The following is an 18006-nucleotide window of genomic DNA, read 5'->3' as shown; positions in this document are numbered from 1 at the left end:
CAGGGCTTTCCCCACACCGCGCCGCTCCTCACTCCTCGGGTGCCAATGCCCCTGTCGCCAGGCCGTCCCGTGCCAGATCGGTGAGCCGCGTGCTCAGATCGCCGATCTCCCGCAGGTCTTCCTCGAAGGTGGACAGGGCACGGAAGGCGGAGCCGTAGCGCCGTTGCTCGTCGATGCCCATGCGGGGAATGCGCGCGCCACGCGTATCGAGGCGGTAGGTCCCGCTGCTGCTCGTGGACCGACGGGCGTTCGCCGAGCTGCGCAGGAACCCCTGGAGGTAGTCCGTGTCGAGCTGATCGCTCGCCGAGACCGGTTCCGACTCCTCGTAGCTGACGAGTCCCGCCCTGGCGAGGTCCGCGACGCTTGTGGTCGCGCTGTCCAGCGAGCCCGGGCCGCCGCCGACGGACAGTTCAGGCAGCAGGACAGCGAGTCGGCGGATTCGTTTCTCCACTTCCCTGCGGAGAGCAAGGTACTCGCCGGGGTAATCACGGTGACGCGAGCGCAGGTGCGTACCAGGGGTGAGGTCGACGGTGTCGTCGAGGAGCTCGATCAACGGGACGTCGGCAACCTGGTCGGGGCGCGGGTCCAGGCCGCCGTCGGGGCTGTTGGCGGTCAGATCGACCATGCGTACGGTGTGGTGCGCGTCCGCGTTCCCGGCTCCCTCAGGGCGCTGAAGGCACCACACGTGCACGGGCAGGGAGTGCGAGGTGGCCGCCCCCGGCGGCAGGGCTACGACTTGGCGCAGGATGCCGCGGCGTACGAGTTCCGCGCGGATGCGACGTCCCGCCTTGCGGTAGGCGACCGAGGCCGGCATGACCATGAGGACGTGGCCGCCCGGCTCGGTGTGCGCGTAGGCGTGCTGCAGCCAGGCGAGCTCGCCTTCGGCCTTGGAAGGCGTGCCCAGCTCCCAGCGGGAGTCGAGCAGCAGCTCTTCCCTCCCCCACTCGGTGACGCCGGCGGGCGGATCACAGACCACCAGATCCGCCCTCAGGTCGGGCCATTCGTCGCCGCGCAAGGAGTCCCCGGCCACGATCTCGACCGGTTCCCGTCCCAGGATGTCGGCACGGAGCTGGGCGAAACGGGCGCTGTCGGCGTCCGATTCCTGACCACAGAAGCGGGTGCCCGTCCCCGAGTCGATGGACAGGAGTAGTACTCCGATCCCGCAAGCGGGATCGAAGACGGTTGCCGCCGGGGGGAGTTCGGGAGCGAAGTGACGCACAGCACGGACGATGCGGTTGGGGGTCACCTGGTCCGATCCGGCGCGACGGGCCGAGTCCACGAACCGCTCGGTCAGTCCGTTGACAAGGTCGACGGGCGATTCGCTGCGGGTGAGCCGTCGCACGCGCGCCGCCACCTCGTCCGGGAGCGCGGGGCTGGATGCTCCCGCCAGGGCGGCGGTCACCTCGGCCAGCCCCGCCACCATCTGCTCGCCGTACACGCCCCGCAGCGCTTGCCACAGCTCGACTTCGGGCGAGATCTCCTGGCCTTTGCGCTGTGCGTCCAGCCATGCCTGGACCTCAACGAGCGAGAAAAGCGGACTGTTGGCAGCGCCTCCTGCCGGTGCGGGGAAGTCGTCGTACCGCCGACGCCAGTTGGAGACAGCCGCCCGGGTGACACCGGCCAGCCGAGCGATCTCGGCGCCGGTGACCAGGGCGCCGACCGAGGGAGCGGCATTCTCTGTCATGGCCCCAGCGTACACGGATGACCGGATCGACTCCAGGATAGTTCTGTTGACAGTGCACACAGACTTATGTCATCTTCATGCTGCGCACGGCGCGCCAGTCCGGCTGTACCGCAAGGACGCGACCGCGTCCCGGCTCGCCCTCGTCACCGCTCCCCTGCCCCTCGTCACCGCTCCACAGAGGCCGCCATGACCACTCACACCCTCGTGCGCACCGTCTACCGGTTGAGCCGTGTCGACCCCACCCCGGAGGCCATGCTGGACGTCTTCGACGCCGCTTTACTGGATCGGCGTGCGGCGGACGTGCACTTCCCCGACGTGTTCGGCGTCCCCGCCGTCTACGTCACCTGCGGCATGGAGAGCGACGAGGCCACCTGGTGCGCCCCCATGGCACGCACCACCGGGATCCGCGTCACCGAGAGCGTCCGCCGGACGGCGGCCGTCCTCCTCCTCGCCGTCGACGGCACGGTGTACGGCATCGGCTGCGACCAGGGCTACCGCCTGATTCCCGACCACCTCAAGGACAAGCGCTTCGGCCTCTCCTTCGTCATCCGCCAGATGGATCCGGCCGCGATCCGCGGAGCGGTGTCCAGGTCCCTTGGGCAGGCGCGCACCGACATTTCCCTGGTTCCCGGCGGTGCGCCGGTCCCCCTGCTCGGCATCCGGGAGCACTCGCGCGTCATCCGCAGCCTGGGCGGATACCTTGACGACCTCCCCCTCACCCGCTCCCGGTACACCTCGGGGAAGGCCGTCAGCGCCCAGGGCGGATGCGGCCTGAAGGTCGCCCTGGGGATCGAGCCCGAAGCGCTGCTCTCCGACCTGCGGACCATCGCGACCATCTGCCGCGAGGACGTTCCCCACCCGGAGCTGGAATTCGTCGACCGCATCGCGCCGGTCGACGACCCCTCGACCCTCGACGCTCTCGAGCGGGCTCTGGACAACCGTCTCGGGCTGTCCTCCGACGGACGGATTTCCGTCTCCGTCCCGTTCGAGCAGTACGAGGCGTATGAGGCGGCCACGGCCTACCTCACGCGCATCAACAGCTCGGAGGCCCGGTGCTCCGACGGTTTCGACCTGGACTACGTTCTCGAGCGCGCCCGCCTGGCGCCGCCCGGCCGGCGCGTCACGGTCCTGCGCGAGGGGACCGTCACCCTCGCCAGGGACGGATGGGCCAAGGAGGCCGACGCGCTCGCCGTCACCAGCGCGCTGTCCTGGCTGGAGGCCGAGGTCTCGCTCGGCTCACGGCGCTTCTTCCTGTTGGAAGGCGAGTGGTACGAGGCCGGGGCCGCCTACGTCGAGGAGTGCCGGGCCACCATCGCGACCCTTCTGGCCCGGCCCCCCTCGGTCACGATGCCCGCCTGGCCCTCCGACGAGCCCGAGGGCGCCTACAACGACAGGGTGCCCGACGAGCGGCCCGGCTGGCTCTGTCTCGACACCGAGAACATCTCCAACCCCCTCCGCCGCAAGGACCGGATCGAGATCTGCGACCTGCTGACGCCCGACGACACCCTGGTCCTCGTCAAGCGCGCCGGTGGTTCCGGGCCGCTGAGCCATCTCTTCGGCCAGGCCAGGGTGGCGGTGGAGCTGACCCAGGAAGTCGCCCGGACGCGACAGGAGCTCTCCGCGAAGGTGTCCCGGCTCAGCGGAGGCAAGCGCCACCTGCCGGAGGACTTCACCCCCCGGCGGGTCGTCCTCGCGGTACAGCTCAAGAACGGAAAGGAGCTGACGGCCGATTCCCTCTTCGGCTTCTCTCAGATCACCGCTGCCCAGACCGTGAAGGCCCTGACGGCGCGAGGGGTGACCGTCGAGCTCGTCGGCATCCCGACCGGCGACACGGAGCCGCCGCTCCGTCCCCTCCCCGGCCCGGTGTGCGCCGGGGGACGTCGGACCGGCCGGAGGGCCACGCTCCACTGACGTGCGGTCACCCGCCCGGCATCATCCCGCCGCCCTTGAGGCGCTCGATGTCGGAGGGGCGGACCTGGATGGCGAAGAGGGCTATCAGGAGGGCCACCACGGCGAACGCGGCGGCGACGATGAAGCCGGCGGAGACGCCGGAGGTGAGGATCTGGTCGCTCCAGGGGGGCGGGAGCTGGCCGGTCTCGGCGAAGCGGGCCTTCTCGGCCGGGCCGGCCTGGGCGAGGAAGGCCGGGACCAGTTCGTCGGCCTCGTTGCGGCTGGCGGTGCCGAAGACCGTCACCAGGATGGACAGGCCCAGCGAACCGCCCACCTGCTGGGTCGCGTTGAGGAGGCCGGAGGCCGCGCCGGACTCGGCGGGCTGGACGTTGGAGAGGGCCATCAGGGTCAGCGAGACGAACATGAAGCCCATGCCGGCGCTGAAGACCAGCATCGGGCCGAGGATCGAGCCCGCGTAGGTCGAGTGGACGTCGGTCAGGGTCAGCCAGGAGAGGCCCACCGCCAGGCAGAGGGCTCCGATGACCATGAAGGGCTTCGGGCCGTACTTCGGGAGGAATTGGGAGGTGATGCCGGCGATCACCGCGATCACGGCGCTGACCGGCAGGAAGGCGAGACCCGCCTCCAGCGGGCTGAAGTCGAGGACCTGCTGCACGAAGAGGGTGAGGAAGAAGAACATCCCGAAGATCGCCGCCGCGAGGCAGAGCATCATGCCGTAGGTGCCCGCGCGGTTGCGGTCGGCGAACATGTGCAGCGGGGTGATCGGCTGCCGGCTGCGGCGCTCCACCAGGATGAACACGGCGAGCAGCACGACGGCGACACAGAACGAGGCGATCGTCCAGGGATCGCTCCAGCCCTCCTGCGCGGCGCGGATGAAGCCGTACACCAGCGCCACCATGCCGAGCGTCGACGTCAGCGCGCCCGCCAGGTCGAAGTGGCCGGGAAGGCGTTCGGACTCCCGCACGTGACGAGGGGTCAGGAACGCGATCAGCAGCGCGATCGGCACGTTCACGAAGAAGATCCAGCGCCAGTCGAGCCATTCGACGAGGACCCCACCCGCCAGCAGGCCGATCGCTCCGCCGGCCGCCGACACACCCGCGAACACACCGAAGGCCCTGTTCCGTTCGGGACCTTCCTCGAAGGTGGTGGTGATGAGGGAGAGCGAGGTCGGGGAGGCGATCGCGCCGCCGATGCCCTGGAGGGCGCGGGCCGCGAGGAGTTGCCAGCCCTCCTGCGCGAATCCGGCGAGCAGGGAGGCGAATCCGAAGAGCAGCACGCCGAAGACGAAGACGCGGCGCCTGCCGAGGATGTCGCCGATCCGGCCGCCGAGCAGCAGCAGACCTCCGAAGGTCAGCGTGTAGGCGTTGACCACCCAGGACAGACTGGTGGTCGAGAAGGCCAGATCGCTCTGGATGTGCGGAAGCGCGATGTTGACGATGGTGATGTCGAGGACGACCATCAGCTGACAGGAGGCGATGACGAACAGGGCGATGCCCTTGCCGTCTCCCGCGCTGGTCGGTGTGGGGTCCACCGCCGGGGTCGTCGGCTTCGGTGTACTACTCATGATTCGTTCATGGCGCGTCGCGCCCTCACCGCAGGAGCCGTGGGCCGGTCGGTCCACCTTTCGACCCTAAGCCCGGTCTTCCGAGCCGACCAGTCGATCAAGCACGCCGACCCCGCCGGACCCCGCCGGACCTCTCCGACGCGGCCGGGCCCCCGAGTTCGGCACCCGGCCGCCCCCGGGCGGACGCACGCCGGGCCTTCCCGGCGCCGTACGCCGGGCCTCCTCGGTGCCGCCCCGTGGCGGGCCCCGGGGGGCGCGCACCGGTCCCAAGTGCCGTACGTCGCGCGCCGGCCCCGAGTGCCGTACGCGGAGCCCTCGGTGCTGTATGCGGAGCCCGCGGTGCCGTACGACCGGCGCCGGGCCGCCACCCGGTGCCGTACGGCCCAGGAACCCCACGCCGGGTGGCAGGGACCGAATCGGGTCAGAATGCGGGCATGCGGGCCTTCTCCGACGCCCTGAGGCGTCCCGGTCACCGAGACCGGCACCGGCATCGGGACCGGCGCCGGCACCGTCGCCGGACCGGACCCGGCGGTGCGGTGACCCCGTCGCGTCGCGGACCGGTGACGTCCGTCAGTTTCACGGTACGCCTCCGGGGCGGCGGGCGCCCGCCCCGGCCGTACGGGGGGCCGGAGCCGTGGAGCTGACGCCGTCCGGGCACGTGGACGGGTTCGCCCGCGAGCGGCTGCCGCCCGCCTCCCAGTGGCCCCGGCTCCTCTTCGACCTGCCCGAGCTGGCCGCCTACCCCGAACGGCTCAACTGCGCCGCCGAACTGCTCGACCGGACGGCGCTGCGGTTCGGTGCCGGGCGGCCCGCCTTCCACGACGGGGAGGGCGGGACCTGGAGCTACGGGGAGCTGCGCGAGCGGGTGGACCGGATCGCGGCCGTGCTCACCGGCGAGCTGGGGCTGCGGTCGGGCAACCGGGTGCTGCTGCGCGGGCCGACCACGCCCTGGCTCGCCGCCTGCTGGCTCGCGGTGGTGAAGGCCGGCGGGATCGCCGTCGCCGTCCCGGCGCAGCAGCGGGCCGCCGAGCTCGCCGTCGTCGCCCGGACGGCCGCCTGCTCGCTCGCCCTGTGCGACGCGGGCGCGCAGGGCGAGCTGCGGGCCGCCCGCGTCCCGGGCCTGACCGTCGTCCCGTACGGCGGCGACGGACCCGGCGACCTCCTCGCCCGGGTCGCGCGCCGGCCGGCCCGTCCGTTCCCGGCGGCGGACACGGCCGCCGACGACGTGGCCCTCATCGCCTTCACCTCCGGCACCACCGGCCGCCCCAAGGGCTGCGTCCACTTCCACCGGGACGTCCTCGCCGCCGCCGACACCTTCTCCGCGCACGTCCTGCGGCCCCGGCCCGACGACGTCTTCGCCGGCTCCCCGCCGCTCGCCTTCACCTTCGGCCTCGGCGGCCTGCTGGTCTTCCCGCTGCGCGCCGGCGCCAGCGCCGTCCTGATGGAGCGGGCCGGGCCGCAGCAGCTGCTCGCGGCGATCGGCCGCCACCGGGTCTCGGTGCTCTTCACCGCGCCCACCGCCTACCGGGTGATGCTCGGCCTCCTCGACGGCGGCTCCACCGCCGACCTGTCCTCGCTGCGCCGCTGCGTCTCGGCCGGCGAGAACCTGCCCGACGCCGTCTGGACCGCCTGGTACGCCCGGACCGGGCTCCGGCTCGTCAACGGCATCGGCGCCACCGAGCTCCTCCACATCTTCGTCGCCGCCGCCGACGCCGACAGCCGCCCCGGCACCACCGGCCGCCCGGTGCCCGGCTGGCGGGCCGCCGTCCTCGGCCCGGACGGCCGGCCCGTCCCCGACGGCCGGGAGGGGCTGCTCGCCGTGCGCGGGCCGATCGGCTGCCGGTACCTGGCCGACCCCCGGCAGACGGAGTACGTGCGCGACGGCTGGAACGTCACCGGCGACCGGTACGTCCGCGAGCCCGACGGCCGGTTCCGGTACGTCTCCCGCGCCGACGACATGATCATCTCGGCCGGGTACACCATCGCCGGGCCCCAGGTGGAGGAGGTCCTCCTCGGCCACCCGGACGTCGTCGAGACGGCGGTCGTGGGCCGCCCGGACCCCCTCCGGGGCCAGGTCGTCGTCGCCTACGCGGTGGTGCGGGAGGGGGTGCCGCGCTCCGCGGCCACCGCCAGCGCGCTCCGCTCCTTCGTCCGCGCCCGCCTCGCCCCGTACAAGTCTCCCCGCGCGGTCGTCTTCGTCGACGCCCTCCCCCGCACCGCCACCGGCAAGCTCCAGCGCCACCGGCTGCGCGACGGCTGACCCGCGGGAGCGACCGGGACGGGAGAGGACCGGCGGCGGTCGGCAGAAGACTTCACGAAGGCGGGCAGGCGGAGGCGGGCGGCTACCAGTGGGAGACGGGCGGGCGGAAGCGGGAGGCGGGCCGACCGTCTTCCGCCCGCACGGCCTAAAGTGATCACGTGGCCGAGCAGCACACTCCCCGTTCCCTGATCGTCTCCCTCTACGGCGCCTACGGCCGGCCGGCCGAGGAGACCCCGATGCCGGTGGCCGCGCTGATCCGGCTGCTCGGGGCGGTCGGCGTGGACGCGCCCTCGGTGCGCTCCTCGGTGTCCCGGCTGAAGCGGCGCGGGCTGCTGCTGGCCCGCCGGACCCCGGACGGGGCGGCGGGCTACGCGCTCTCCGACGACGCCCGGCGGCTCCTGGAGGACGGCGACCGGCGGATCCACTCGCGGACGGAGCCGTCCCTGGCGGACGGCTGGGTCCTCGCCGTCTTCTCCGTCCCGGAGCAGGAGCGGCACAAGCGGCACCTGCTGCGGTCCCGGCTCGGCCGGCTCGGCTTCGGGGCGGCCGCGCCGGGCGTGTGGATCGCGCCGGCCCGGCTGTACGAGGAGACCCGCCACGCCCTGGAGCGGCTCGGGCTCTCCCCGTACGTGGACTTCTTCCGCGGCGACCACCTGGGGTACGCGGCGACGGCGGAGGCGGTGGCCCGCTGGTGGGACCTGCCGGCGATCGCGCGGCTGCACGAGGAGTTCCTGGCCGGGTACGAGCCGGTTCTCGCCGCCCGGCGGGAGGAGCCGGGCACGCCGGAGGACGCCTACCGGGACTACCTCCTCGCCCTCGACGCCTGGCGCCGGCTGCCGTACGCGGACCCGGTGCTGCCGCCGGAGCTGTTGCCGGCGGGCTGGCCGGGCCGGCGGTCGGCGGAGGTCTTCGCGGAGCTGCACGCGCTGCTGTGGGAGCGGGGGGCGGAGTACGTCCGGGCGGTGGAGAAGGACCTGTAGGGCGGTTCCCCCCTCCGGGCCGCCGTACAGGCGGTTCCCTCAGGACCGTCGTGCCGGTGGCCCCTCAGCGCCGTCGTACCGGTGGCCCCCTCAGGACCGCCGTACCGGTGGTTCCCCTCCGAAGGCCCCGTCCCGGTGGGGCCGGGGTCCCGGTCGGGACGGGAGGGGCGCCCCTGTGGCCAGAAAACGCCTCCCTATAGGGTGGGGACATACGGTTGAAACCAGGATGTCTCGGGGCGTCCTGACCTCGTCTTCCCGTCACCCGCCCCCGCACCCGCCCCCGCACCCGCCCCCGGCAGAGGGAGCCCGTTCCCGTGCCCGACGTCACCGACCCTGCCCCCACCCCTGCCCCTGCCCCTGCCCCTGCCCCTGCCCCCGCAGCCGACATCACCGGCCCCGCCCCCGCGGCCCCCGGAGCCTGGCGGCGCGTCCGGCTGCCCCGTACCACCGCCGCCGTCCCGATCGCCCGCGCCCTGGTCCGTACCGCCCTCGACGGGATCGACCCCGCCGGGTCCGGCCGGCCGGACCGCGACACGGCCGAGCTGCTCACCGCAGAGCTGGTCGCCAACGCGGTCGAGCACACCTCGGGCGCCGGGCCGATCGAGCTGGTCGTGGAGGTGCTCGCGGCGCCGGGCGGCTGTCAGATCGAGGTGCACGACCCCGATCCGGCGCGGCCGGGGCAGCTGGTCTGTCCGGATCCGGACGCCGAGGTGGATCCCTGGCAGGAGCACGGCCGGGGGCTGCTGCTGATCCGGGCGCTCAGCAGCGCCTGCGGGCACCGCCCGACCGCGCGGGGGAAGGCGGTCTGGTTCACGCTCCCCCGGGTCCCCGCCCAGCGGCGCCGTCCGCGGAGGTGAGCGCGGGGGTGAGCGCGGGCGCGAGCCGCGAGTGGCGGCGCCCGTAGACCGCGTACAGCACGGCCCCGACGGCGAGGAAGCAGGCGAAGACCAGCCAGGTCCGCCAGCCGGTGCCCCAGATGAGGTAGAGGCAGAAGCCGATGCCGAGGACCGGGCTCAGCGGGTACAGCGGCACCCTGAAGGAGCGGCGGAGGCCGGGCTCGCGGCGGCGCAGCACCATCACCGCGAGGTTGACCACGGCCATGATCGCGAGGGTGCCGATGGTGGTGAGGTCGACGACGACGTCGAGCGGGGCGAAGGCGGCCGGGACGGCGAAGACGGCGGCGACGATCCAGGTGTTGGCGACCGGGGTGGAGGTCTTCGGCGAGACCCGTTCGAGGACGCGGGGCATCAGGCCGTCGCGGGCCATCGCCATCAGGACGCGGGTCTGGCCGTACATCACGGCGAGGACGACGGAGGCGATGGCGACGACCGCGCCGAAGGCGACGATCCCGCCGCCGACGGAGGAGCCGGTGACCCGGTCGACGACGAGGGAGAGCGCGGCCGGTTTGTCGGCGACCTCGCCGGCGCCGAGGGCGCCGATCGCGGCGAGGGCGACGGCGCAGTAGAGCACGGTGACGACGCCGATGCAGATGAGGATGGCGAGCGGGATGTTCCGCCGCGGGTCGCGCACCTCCTCGCCGGCGGTGGTGATGGCGTCGAAGCCGATGTACGAGAAGAACGCGACCGAGGCGCCGGCGGTGATGCCAGCCATGCCCTCCGTGGCGAACGGCGAGAGGTTGCCCGCCTCGAAGGCGGAGAAGCCGATCGCGCAGAAGACGACCAGGATGCCGATCTTGAGGATCGACATGGCGGCGGTGGCGCGGGCGCTCTCGCGCACGCCGCGGACCAGGAGCGTCGCGGCCATGAGGATGACGACCACGGCGGGGAGGTTGACCACCCCGCCCTCGGCGGGGCCGGCGGCGAGCGCGTCGGGCAGCCGGAGGCCGGTGACGCCGTGGAGGAGCTCGTCGAGGTACTGGCTCCAGCCGACGGCGACGGCGGAGACGGAGACGCCGTACTCCAGGAGCAGGCACCAGCCGACGAGGAAGGCGGCCCGCTCGCCGAGGCTCGCGTAGGCGAAGGAGTAGGAGGAGCCGGAGACCGGGATCGCGCCGCCGAGCTCCGCGAAGGAGAAGGCGGTGAAGACGCAGGTGATCGCGGCGAGGACGAAGGAGACGACGACCGCGGGGCCCGCCTCGGCGACGCTGTCGGCGAGGCCGACGAAGATACCGGTGCCGACGATCGCGCCGACGCCGAAGCACACGAGCTGGAAGAGGCCCATGGTGCGCCTGAGGCCGTGGCCCTCCAGATCGGCGCCCGATTCGGCGATCAGCCGCTGGGGGGACTTGATCCGCGAAAACATGCGGTGGTTCTCATCTCTGGTCCTGCCGGACCGACTGTGTTCCTGCCGGTCCGGGTCCAGCCCTGCCGGTCCGGCTCCGGTCCTGCCGGTCCGGCTCCGGGTCCTGCCGGGCCGGGTCCGGGTCCTGCCGGCCGGATCCGGTCCCGACGTCCAGGTCCGGTCCCGACGGTCCGGTCGTGCACGCGTCAGGGGGGTCCGGGCGTGCGCGCCCGGACCCCCCTGAACGGTGCGATCGTAGACCGCACACCGCATATTCACCCAATCGGGCGTAAAACTATGGCGTGGCCGGGCCCGCCAGGGTGGCGACGAGGACCGCCTTGATGGTGTGGAGGCGGTTCTCGGCCTCGTCGAAGACGATCGAGTGCGCCGACTCGAAGACCTCGTCGGAGACCTCCAGCTCGGTCAGGCCGTGCCGGGCGTGGACCTCCCGGGCGACCGCGGTGCCCAGGTCGTGGTAGGCGGGCAGGCAGTGCATGAACTTGACGTCGGGGTTCCCGGTGGCGCGGAGCACGTCCATGGTGACGGCGTACGGGGCGAGGGCGGCGATCCGCTCGTCCCAGACCTCCTTGGGCTCGCCCATCGAGACCCACACGTCGGTGACGACGAAGTCCGCGCCGACGACGCCGTCGGTGAGGGACTCGGTGAGGGTGATCGTGGCGCCGCTCTTGTCGGCGAGCTCACTGGCGGCGGCGACGACCTCGTCGGCCGGCCAGTACGCCTGGGGGGCGACGATCCGCACGTCCATGCCGAGCAGGGCGCCGGTGACGAGGTAGGAGTTGCCCATGTTGAAGCGGGCGTCGCCGAGGTAGGCGAAGGCGATGCCGTCGAGCGGCTTGTCGCTGTGCTCGGTCATGGTGAGCACGTCGGCGAGCATCTGGGTGGGGTGCCAGTCGTCGGTGAGGCCGTTGAGGACCGGGACGCCGGCGTAGGCGGCCAGCTCCTCGACGGTGGCCTGGCTGTCGCCCCGGTACTCGATGGCGTCGAACATCCGGCCGAGGACGCGGGCGGTGTCCTTCACCGACTCCTTGTGGCCCATCTGCGAACCGGAGGGGTCGAGGTAGGTGGTGGAGGCGCCCTGGTCGGCGGCGGCGACCTCGAAGGCGCAGCGGGTGCGGGTCGAGGTCTTCTCGAAGATCAGGGCGATGTTCCGCCCGCGCAGCCGCTGCACCTCGGTGCCGGCCTTCTTGGCGGCCTTCAGCTCGGCGGCGAGGTCGACCAGGCCGCGGAACTCCTCGGCGGTGAAGTCCAGCTCCTTGAGGAAGTGGCGGCCGGAGAGGTCAAGGGCCATGGCGGGCGCTCCTGGGGTGCGTGGGGTCGGGACGGGTACAGCGGGACGGGTACGACGGGACGGGTACCGCGGGACGCTGGAAGTGTATACATACTCCAGCATGTCTATACAGTCCCGGGCGGTCCGATCCTCATACCGCGTCCCGCACCACCGGGCAGCTCATGCAGCGCGGACCGCCCCGCCCCCGCCCCAGCTCGCTCCCCGGGATCTCGATCACCTCGATCCCCTGCTTCCGCAGGTGCGTGTTGGTCGTCACGTTCCGCTCGTACGCCACCACCACCCCCGGCTCCACCGCCAGCACGTTGCAGCCGTCGTCCCACTGCTCCCGCTCCGCCGCGTGCACGTCCTGCGTCGCCGTCAGCACCCGCACGTCCTGGAGCCCCAGGGCGGCCGCGATCGCGCTGTGCATCTGCTCCGGCGGATGGTCCGTCACCCGTAGCGCCTGCCCCTCGTCGCCCGGCTCGATCGTGTACGAGCGCAGCATCCCGAGCCCCGCGTACTGCGTGAACGTGTCCCCGTCCACCATCGTCATCACCGTGTCCAGGTGCATGAACGCCCGCCGCTTCGGCATGTCCAGCGCCACGATCGTCCGCGCCGAACCCGCCGCGAACAGCCCCCGCGCCAGCATCTCCACCGCCTGCGGCGTCGTCCGCTCGCTCATCCCGATCAGCACGGCCCCGTTCCCGATCACGAGCACGTCCCCGCCCTCGATCGTCGACGGATAGTCCGACTGCCCCTCCGACCAGTGGTGGAACGGCCCGGCCTCCGGGCCCGTGAAGAGCGGATGGTGCTTGTAGATCGCCTCGAAGTGCACCGTCTCGCGCTGCCGCGCCGGCCACTTCATCGCGTTGATCGACACCCCGTCGTAGATCCACGCCGAGGTGTCCCGGGTGAAGAGGTGGTTGGGCAGCGGACGGAGCACGAAGTCGTCCAGGTCCAGCGCGTGGAAGCGGATCGACGTCGGCTCCCGGTGCGCCGCCAGGAACTCCCGCTTCGTCATCCCGCCCACCAGCGCCTCCACCAGCGCCCCGGTGTCGAGCGAGTCGAAGGCGGCCCGCAGGTGGTCGGCGGCGAGCGGCCCGTACTCCTTCTCGTCGAAGACCCGGTCGAGGACCAGCGCCCGCGCCGCCGGCACGTCCAGCGCCTCCCGCAGCAGGTCGCCGAAGAGGTGCACCTCGACGCCCCGGTCGCGCAGCACGTCCGCGAACCCGTCGTGCTCCTGGCGGGCCCGCCGCACCCACAGCACGTCGTCGAAGAGCAGGGCGTCCTTGTTGGACGGGGTCAGCCGCTTCAGCTCCAGATCGGGGCGGTGCAGGATCACGCGGCGGAGCCGGCCGGTCTCTGAGTCGACATGGAATCCCATGCGCCCATCCTGACGGAGCGGACGGCCGAACGCGTGGGACGCGCACGGCCGAATTCCGCCCCGCCGGGCCGCCCGCCCCGCTCCGCACGGGGCCCGGCCAGGGGCCCGGGACTGCCCGACCGGGGACCCGGGGCCACCCGACCGCAGACCCGGGTTCCCGGAACCGCCCGGCCACGGACCCGGGTTCCCGGAACCGCCCGGCCACGGACCCGGGTCCCCGGAACCGCCCGACCACGGACCCGGGTCCCCGCAGCCGCAGCCCCGGGTTCCCGCAGACCCGGGTTCCCGCAGCCGCACTCCCGGGCCCCGCGTCCGCGGCCCCGCGCTCCCCTCGGCTACAGCCTCGGGTCCACCGGTTCCGACTCCAGGGCCAGCACCGCGAAGACCGCCTCGTGGACCCGCCACAGCGGCTCCCCGGCCGCCAGGCGCTCCAGCGCCTCCAGGCCGAGCGCGTACTCGCGCAGGGCGAGCGAGCGCTTGTGGCCGAGGAAACGCTGCCGCAGCCGCTCCAGGTTCTCCGGGCGGGTGTACTCGGGGCCGTACACGATCCGCAGGTACTCCCGGCCCCGCACCTTCACGCCCGGCTGCACCGGGCGGCCCGAGCCGTCGCGGACCAGCGCGGCGAGCGGCTTGACGACCATGCCCTCGCCGCCGGCGCCGGTCAGCTCCAGCCACCAGTCGGTGCCCGCCCGGACGGACACCTCGTCGCCGGTGTCGACGACGATCCGCCGCGTCACCTGGAGCAGCCCCGTCGGATCGTGCTCGACGAGCCGGTCCAGCCACCCCAGCTGCGTGTCGTGCGGCACGTCCGCGAGCGACCGCCCCCGCACCGCGAGCAGCTGGAACGGCGCGAACCGCACCCCGTCCAGCCCCTCCGTCGGCCAGCAGTACCGCCGGTACGCCTCGGTGAACGCGCCCGCGTCCGCCGCCCGTTCGCGCTGGGCGGCGAGGAGCCCGTCGAGGCCCTCGACCCCGCGCGCGGCCGCCGCCTCCAGCGCCCGTACGGCGACCGGGAGGACGGCCCCCGAGGCGGCGCCGACCGCCGCGTACTGGTGGCGCAGCAGCCCGCCCGACTTCAGCGACCACGGCATCAGCTCGCCGTCGAGCAGCAGCCAGTCGGTGTCGAGTTCCTCCCACAGCCCGGCCGCACCGATCGCCGTCCGCAGCCGGGCGAGGACCTCCTCCGTGGCGGCGGCGTCGTCGAAGAACGGCCGGCCGGTACGGGTGTGCAGGGCGCCCGTCGGCCCGTCCACGCCGAACCGCTCCCGCGCCGCGTCCGCGTCCCGGCACACCAGCGCCACCGCCCGCGAACCCATGTGCTTCTCCTCGCACACGACCCGCTCGACCCCGTCCGCCCGGTACTGGGCGAACGCCTCCGCCGGGTGCTCCAGGAAGCCGTCCGCCTTCGCGGTCGGCGTCGGCGCCATCGTCGGCGGCAGGTACGCGAGCAGCCGGGGGTCGACCGCGAACCGGCTCATGACCTCCAGGGCCGCCGCCGCGTTCTCCTCCCGCACCGCCACGTTCCCCAGGTGCCGGGTCTCCACCGTCCGCCGTCCGTGCACGTCCGCCAGGGCCAGCGGCCGGCCCTGGTGCCCGCCGGGCGCCTCCGACGCCAGCGGACGCACCGGCTCGTACCAGACCCGCTCGGCCGGCACGTCGACGAGCTCGCGCTCCGGCCAGCGCAGCGCGGTCATCCGCCCGCCGAACACGGCACCCGTGTCCAGACAGATCGTGTTGTTGATCCAGGAGGTCGTCGGCACCGGCGTGTGCCCGTACACGACCGTCGCCCGGCCCCGGTACTCCTCCGCCCACGGGTAGCGCACCGGCAGCCCGAACTCGTCGGTCTCGCCGGTGGTCTCCCCGTACAGCGCGTGGGACCGCACCCGGCCCGACGTACGGCCGTGGTACTTCTCCGGCAGACCGGCGTGGCACACCACCAGCTTCCCGCCGTCGAGCACGTAGTGGCTCACCAGGCCGTCGATGAACTCCCGCACCTGCTCCCGGAATTCGGCCGGTTCGCGCTCCAGCTGCTCGATCGTCTCGGCGAGGCCGTGGGTCTGCTGGACCTTCCGGCCCTTCAGCCAGCGGCCCAGCTTGTTCTCGTGGTTGCCCGGCACGCACAGCGCGTTCCCGGCCGCCACCATGCCCATCACCCGGCGCAGCACGCCCGGCGAGTCCGGCCCCCGGTCGACGAGGTCGCCGACGAAGACCGCCGTACGCCCCTCCGGGTGCGCCCCGTCCACGTAACCGAGCCGCCCGAGCAGCGTCTCCAGCTCGCTGCGGCACCCGTGGATGTCACCGATGATGTCGAACGGCCCGGTCAGGTGCCGCAGGTCGTTGAACCGGCGCTCCAGCACCACCTCCGCCGCGTCCACCTCCGCGACCGACCGCAGCACGTGGACCTTCCGGAAACCCTCCCGCTCCAGCCCCTTCAACCCGCGGTGCAGCTCGCGACGGTGACGGGGGATCACGTGATCGGGCATGCCCGCCCGGTCGGCCCGCAGCGCGTTCCGCTCCCGGCACACCGCCTCCGGCAGGTCGAGCACGATCGCGATCGGCAGCACGTCGTGCTCCCGGGCCAGCTGCACCAGCTGACGGCGCGCCTCCCGCTGCACGTTGGTGGCGTCGACGACGGTCAGCCGGCCGGCCGCGAGCCGCTTGCCGACGATGTAGTGGAGCACGTCGAAGGCGTCCCGGGACGCCGACTGGTCGTTCTCGTCGTCGGCGACGAGCCCCCGGCAGAAGTCCGAGGAGATCACCTCGGTCGGCTTGAAGTGCCGCCGCGCAAAAGAGGACTTGCCGGAGCCAGTCGCGCCGACGAGCACGACGAGGGAGAGGTCGGTGACGGGCAGCCGCCGCTTCTCGGCGGCCGCGTCGGGGGTGGTCGCATCGGTGGCGGCCGTGCCGGCGGTGGTCGTGCCGGTGGTGGCCGCATCGGTGGCGACCGCATCGGTGGCGGCCGTACCGGCGGTGGTCGTGCCGGTGGTGGCCGCATCGGTGGCGACCGCATCGGTGGCGGCCGTACCGGCGGTGGTCGTGCCGGTGGTGGTCGTGCCGGTGGTCATGTCGTCGCCGCTCATGCCCGCTCCTCCTTCTCCGTCTCGCCGTTCTTCCCGGTCCCGGTCCCGCCGTGCTCCTCCGCCTCGCCGTCCTCGGCCCCGCCACGGGTGAACACCCCCATCTGCGTGGGCGCGCCGACCTCGGGGTCGTCCGGCCCGACCGGCGCGAACTCCACGGCGTAGCCGTACCGTCCGGCCACCTCGCCGGCCCACGCGCGGAACTCCGCGCGGTTCCACTCGAAGCGGTGGTCGCCGTGCCGGACGTGTCCGGCGGGCAGCGACTCCCAGCGCACGTTGTACTCGACGTTCGGCGTGGTCACGACGACCGTACGGGGCCGCGCGGAACCGAAGACCGCGTACTCCAGGGCCGGCAGCCGCTCCAGGTCGAGGTGCTCGATCACCTCGCTCAGCACGGCCGCGTCGTACCCGCCGAGCCGCTCGTCCGTGTACGTGAGCGAGCCCTGCACCAGCTTCACGCGGGCGGCCTGCCGCTCGCCCATCCGTTCCAGGCGCAGCCGGCGCGCGGCGACGGTCAGCGCCCGTACCGACACGTCCACGCCCACGATCTCCGTGAACCGGACGTCCTTCAGCAGCTCCTGCACCAACTGGCCCTGCCCGCAGCCCAGATCGAGGACCCGGGAGGCGCCGGCCGACCGCAGGGCGGCCAGGATCGCCTCGCGCCGGTGCACGGCGAGCGGCACCGGCCGCTCCTCCGTGTCGCTCGCCTCGTCCACCGCGTTGTCGACGTCCTCAACGTCGAGCCCGTCGGCCTCGGCGAGCCGCACCAGTTCGAGCCGCTCGGACGCCTCGCGGGCGAGGCTCCGGCGGCGCGACAGGTAGCGGGTGGTGATCAGCTCGCGCCGGGGGTGGGCCGCCAGCCAGCCGTCACCGGCCCGCAGCAGCTTGTCCACCTCGTCGGGCGCGACCCAGTAGTGCTTGGCGTCGTCGAGGACGGGCAGCAGCACGTACAGCTGGTTCAGCGCGTCCGCGAGCCGCAGCCCGTCGCCCTCCAGCACCAGCCGCACGTACCGCGAGTCGCCCCACTCGGGGAACTCCGCGTCCAGCGCCACCGGTTCGGCCTCCACCGTCGTCCAGCCCAGCGGCCCGAACAGCTCCCGCACCAGCTCCGCCCCGCCCCTGGCGGGCAGCACCGGCACCTCGATCCGCAGCGGCAGCGGCTCCGCCGCCCGCTCGGGCAGCGCCCGGCACACCCCGTGCAGCGCCGTCTTGAAGACCTGCGCCAGGGCGACCGCGAGCAGCGACGACGCGGCGTACGGCCGGTCGTTCACGTACTGCGCGAGCGCCGCGTCCGGGGCCCCGCCCCGGCCCTTCCCCTTGCCGCGGCGCACCAGCGCCACGGGGTCCACCTCCAGGAGCAGGGCCGCGGTGCACCGCTCCGCGGTGGCCTCGGGATAGAGCACGTGCGCGCGGCCGTGCGAGGTCGAGAACGCCTGCGCCCGCTCGGGATGCTTGTGCAGCAGGAAACCGAGGTCGGTCGCGGGACGCTCCAGGGTGCCGGTCGTACTGATCGTCAAGAACACAAGCCCGAGTATGAGCGTCCCACCCCGCCCCGACCAGGGATTTTCCCCCGCCCTCCCCCGGCCCGAGCCCACCGGCCGGCACTCTCCGCCCGGACGA

Annotated in this window: 11 protein-coding genes; 4 read left to right on the top strand and 7 right to left on the bottom strand. The window is 73.3% G+C overall.

Going from position 1 to position 18006, the window contains the following annotated elements; genetic code table 11:
• Positions 1–28: 28 nt before the first annotated feature.
• Positions 29–1684 (bottom strand): N-6 DNA methylase, encoded by a 1656-nt coding sequence (locus AB0E83_RS11115; protein ID WP_362108935.1) that lies wholly within the window; start codon positions 1682–1684, stop codon positions 29–31.
• 186 nt (positions 1685–1870) lie between these two features.
• On the opposite strand from AB0E83_RS11115, the gene AB0E83_RS11110 reads away from it, so the two are divergent.
• Positions 1871–3595, top strand: coding sequence for a TIGR04141 family sporadically distributed protein (locus AB0E83_RS11110; protein WP_362108933.1), 1725 nt, complete (start codon positions 1871–1873; stop codon positions 3593–3595).
• 7 nt (positions 3596–3602) lie between these two features.
• On the opposite strand, the gene AB0E83_RS11105 is transcribed toward AB0E83_RS11110, so the two are convergent.
• The gene (locus tag AB0E83_RS11105; RefSeq protein ID WP_362108931.1) at positions 3603–5156 is read right to left on the bottom strand and encodes an MFS transporter; all 1554 of its coding nucleotides are present in this window, start codon (positions 5154–5156) and stop codon (positions 3603–3605) included.
• Positions 5157–5790: 634 nt separating this feature from the next.
• Here AB0E83_RS11105 and AB0E83_RS11100 point away from each other — a divergent pair.
• The 3 genes from AB0E83_RS11100 (at position 5791) to AB0E83_RS11090 (ending at position 9253) form a co-directional block, all read left to right on the top strand.
• Entirely contained in the window at positions 5791–7416 is a 1626-nt protein-coding gene (locus tag AB0E83_RS11100) for an AMP-binding protein (protein WP_362108929.1), read from the top strand.
• A 158-nt stretch (positions 7417–7574) separates the two neighbouring features.
• Positions 7575–8396, top strand: a complete 822-nt coding sequence (locus AB0E83_RS11095; RefSeq protein ID WP_362108927.1) for a PaaX family transcriptional regulator C-terminal domain-containing protein — start codon at positions 7575–7577, stop codon at positions 8394–8396.
• A 386-nt stretch (positions 8397–8782) separates the two neighbouring features.
• Positions 8783–9253, top strand: a complete 471-nt coding sequence (locus tag AB0E83_RS11090) for an ATP-binding protein (RefSeq protein ID WP_362109001.1) — start codon at positions 8783–8785, stop codon at positions 9251–9253.
• Here AB0E83_RS11090 and AB0E83_RS11085 read toward each other — a convergent pair.
• The 5 genes from AB0E83_RS11085 to AB0E83_RS11065 form a co-directional block, all read right to left on the bottom strand.
• On the bottom strand, positions 9207–10658 hold the full coding sequence (locus AB0E83_RS11085) for an amino acid permease (RefSeq protein WP_362108925.1): 1452 nt from the start codon (positions 10656–10658) through the stop codon (positions 9207–9209). The genes AB0E83_RS11090 and AB0E83_RS11085 overlap by 47 nt on opposite strands.
• Before the next feature lie 274 nt (positions 10659–10932).
• Positions 10933–11946, bottom strand: coding sequence for an ornithine carbamoyltransferase (gene argF / locus AB0E83_RS11080; protein ID WP_362108923.1), 1014 nt, complete (start codon positions 11944–11946; stop codon positions 10933–10935).
• A 130-nt stretch (positions 11947–12076) separates the two neighbouring features.
• Positions 12077–13309 carry an arginine deiminase gene (locus AB0E83_RS11075; RefSeq protein ID WP_362108921.1) on the bottom strand — a complete coding sequence of 411 codons (1233 nt, stop codon included), beginning with the start codon at positions 13307–13309 and terminating at the stop codon, positions 12077–12079.
• 335 nt (positions 13310–13644) lie between these two features.
• Positions 13645–16389, bottom strand: coding sequence for a polynucleotide kinase-phosphatase (locus tag AB0E83_RS11070; protein ID WP_362108919.1), 2745 nt, complete (start codon positions 16387–16389; stop codon positions 13645–13647).
• Positions 16386–17909 (bottom strand): 3' terminal RNA ribose 2'-O-methyltransferase Hen1, encoded by a 1524-nt coding sequence (locus AB0E83_RS11065; protein ID WP_362108917.1) that lies wholly within the window; start codon positions 17907–17909, stop codon positions 16386–16388. The genes AB0E83_RS11070 and AB0E83_RS11065 overlap by 4 nt, the downstream gene beginning before the upstream one ends.
• Between the last annotated feature and the right edge of the window lie 97 nt (positions 17910–18006).

The organism is Streptomyces sp. NPDC035033 (assembly GCF_040636735.1).
Lineage (GTDB): Bacteria > Actinomycetota > Actinomycetes > Streptomycetales > Streptomycetaceae > Streptomyces.
Note: the sequence above shows the minus strand (reverse complement) of the source record. Positions and strands in the feature narration are given on the sequence as shown.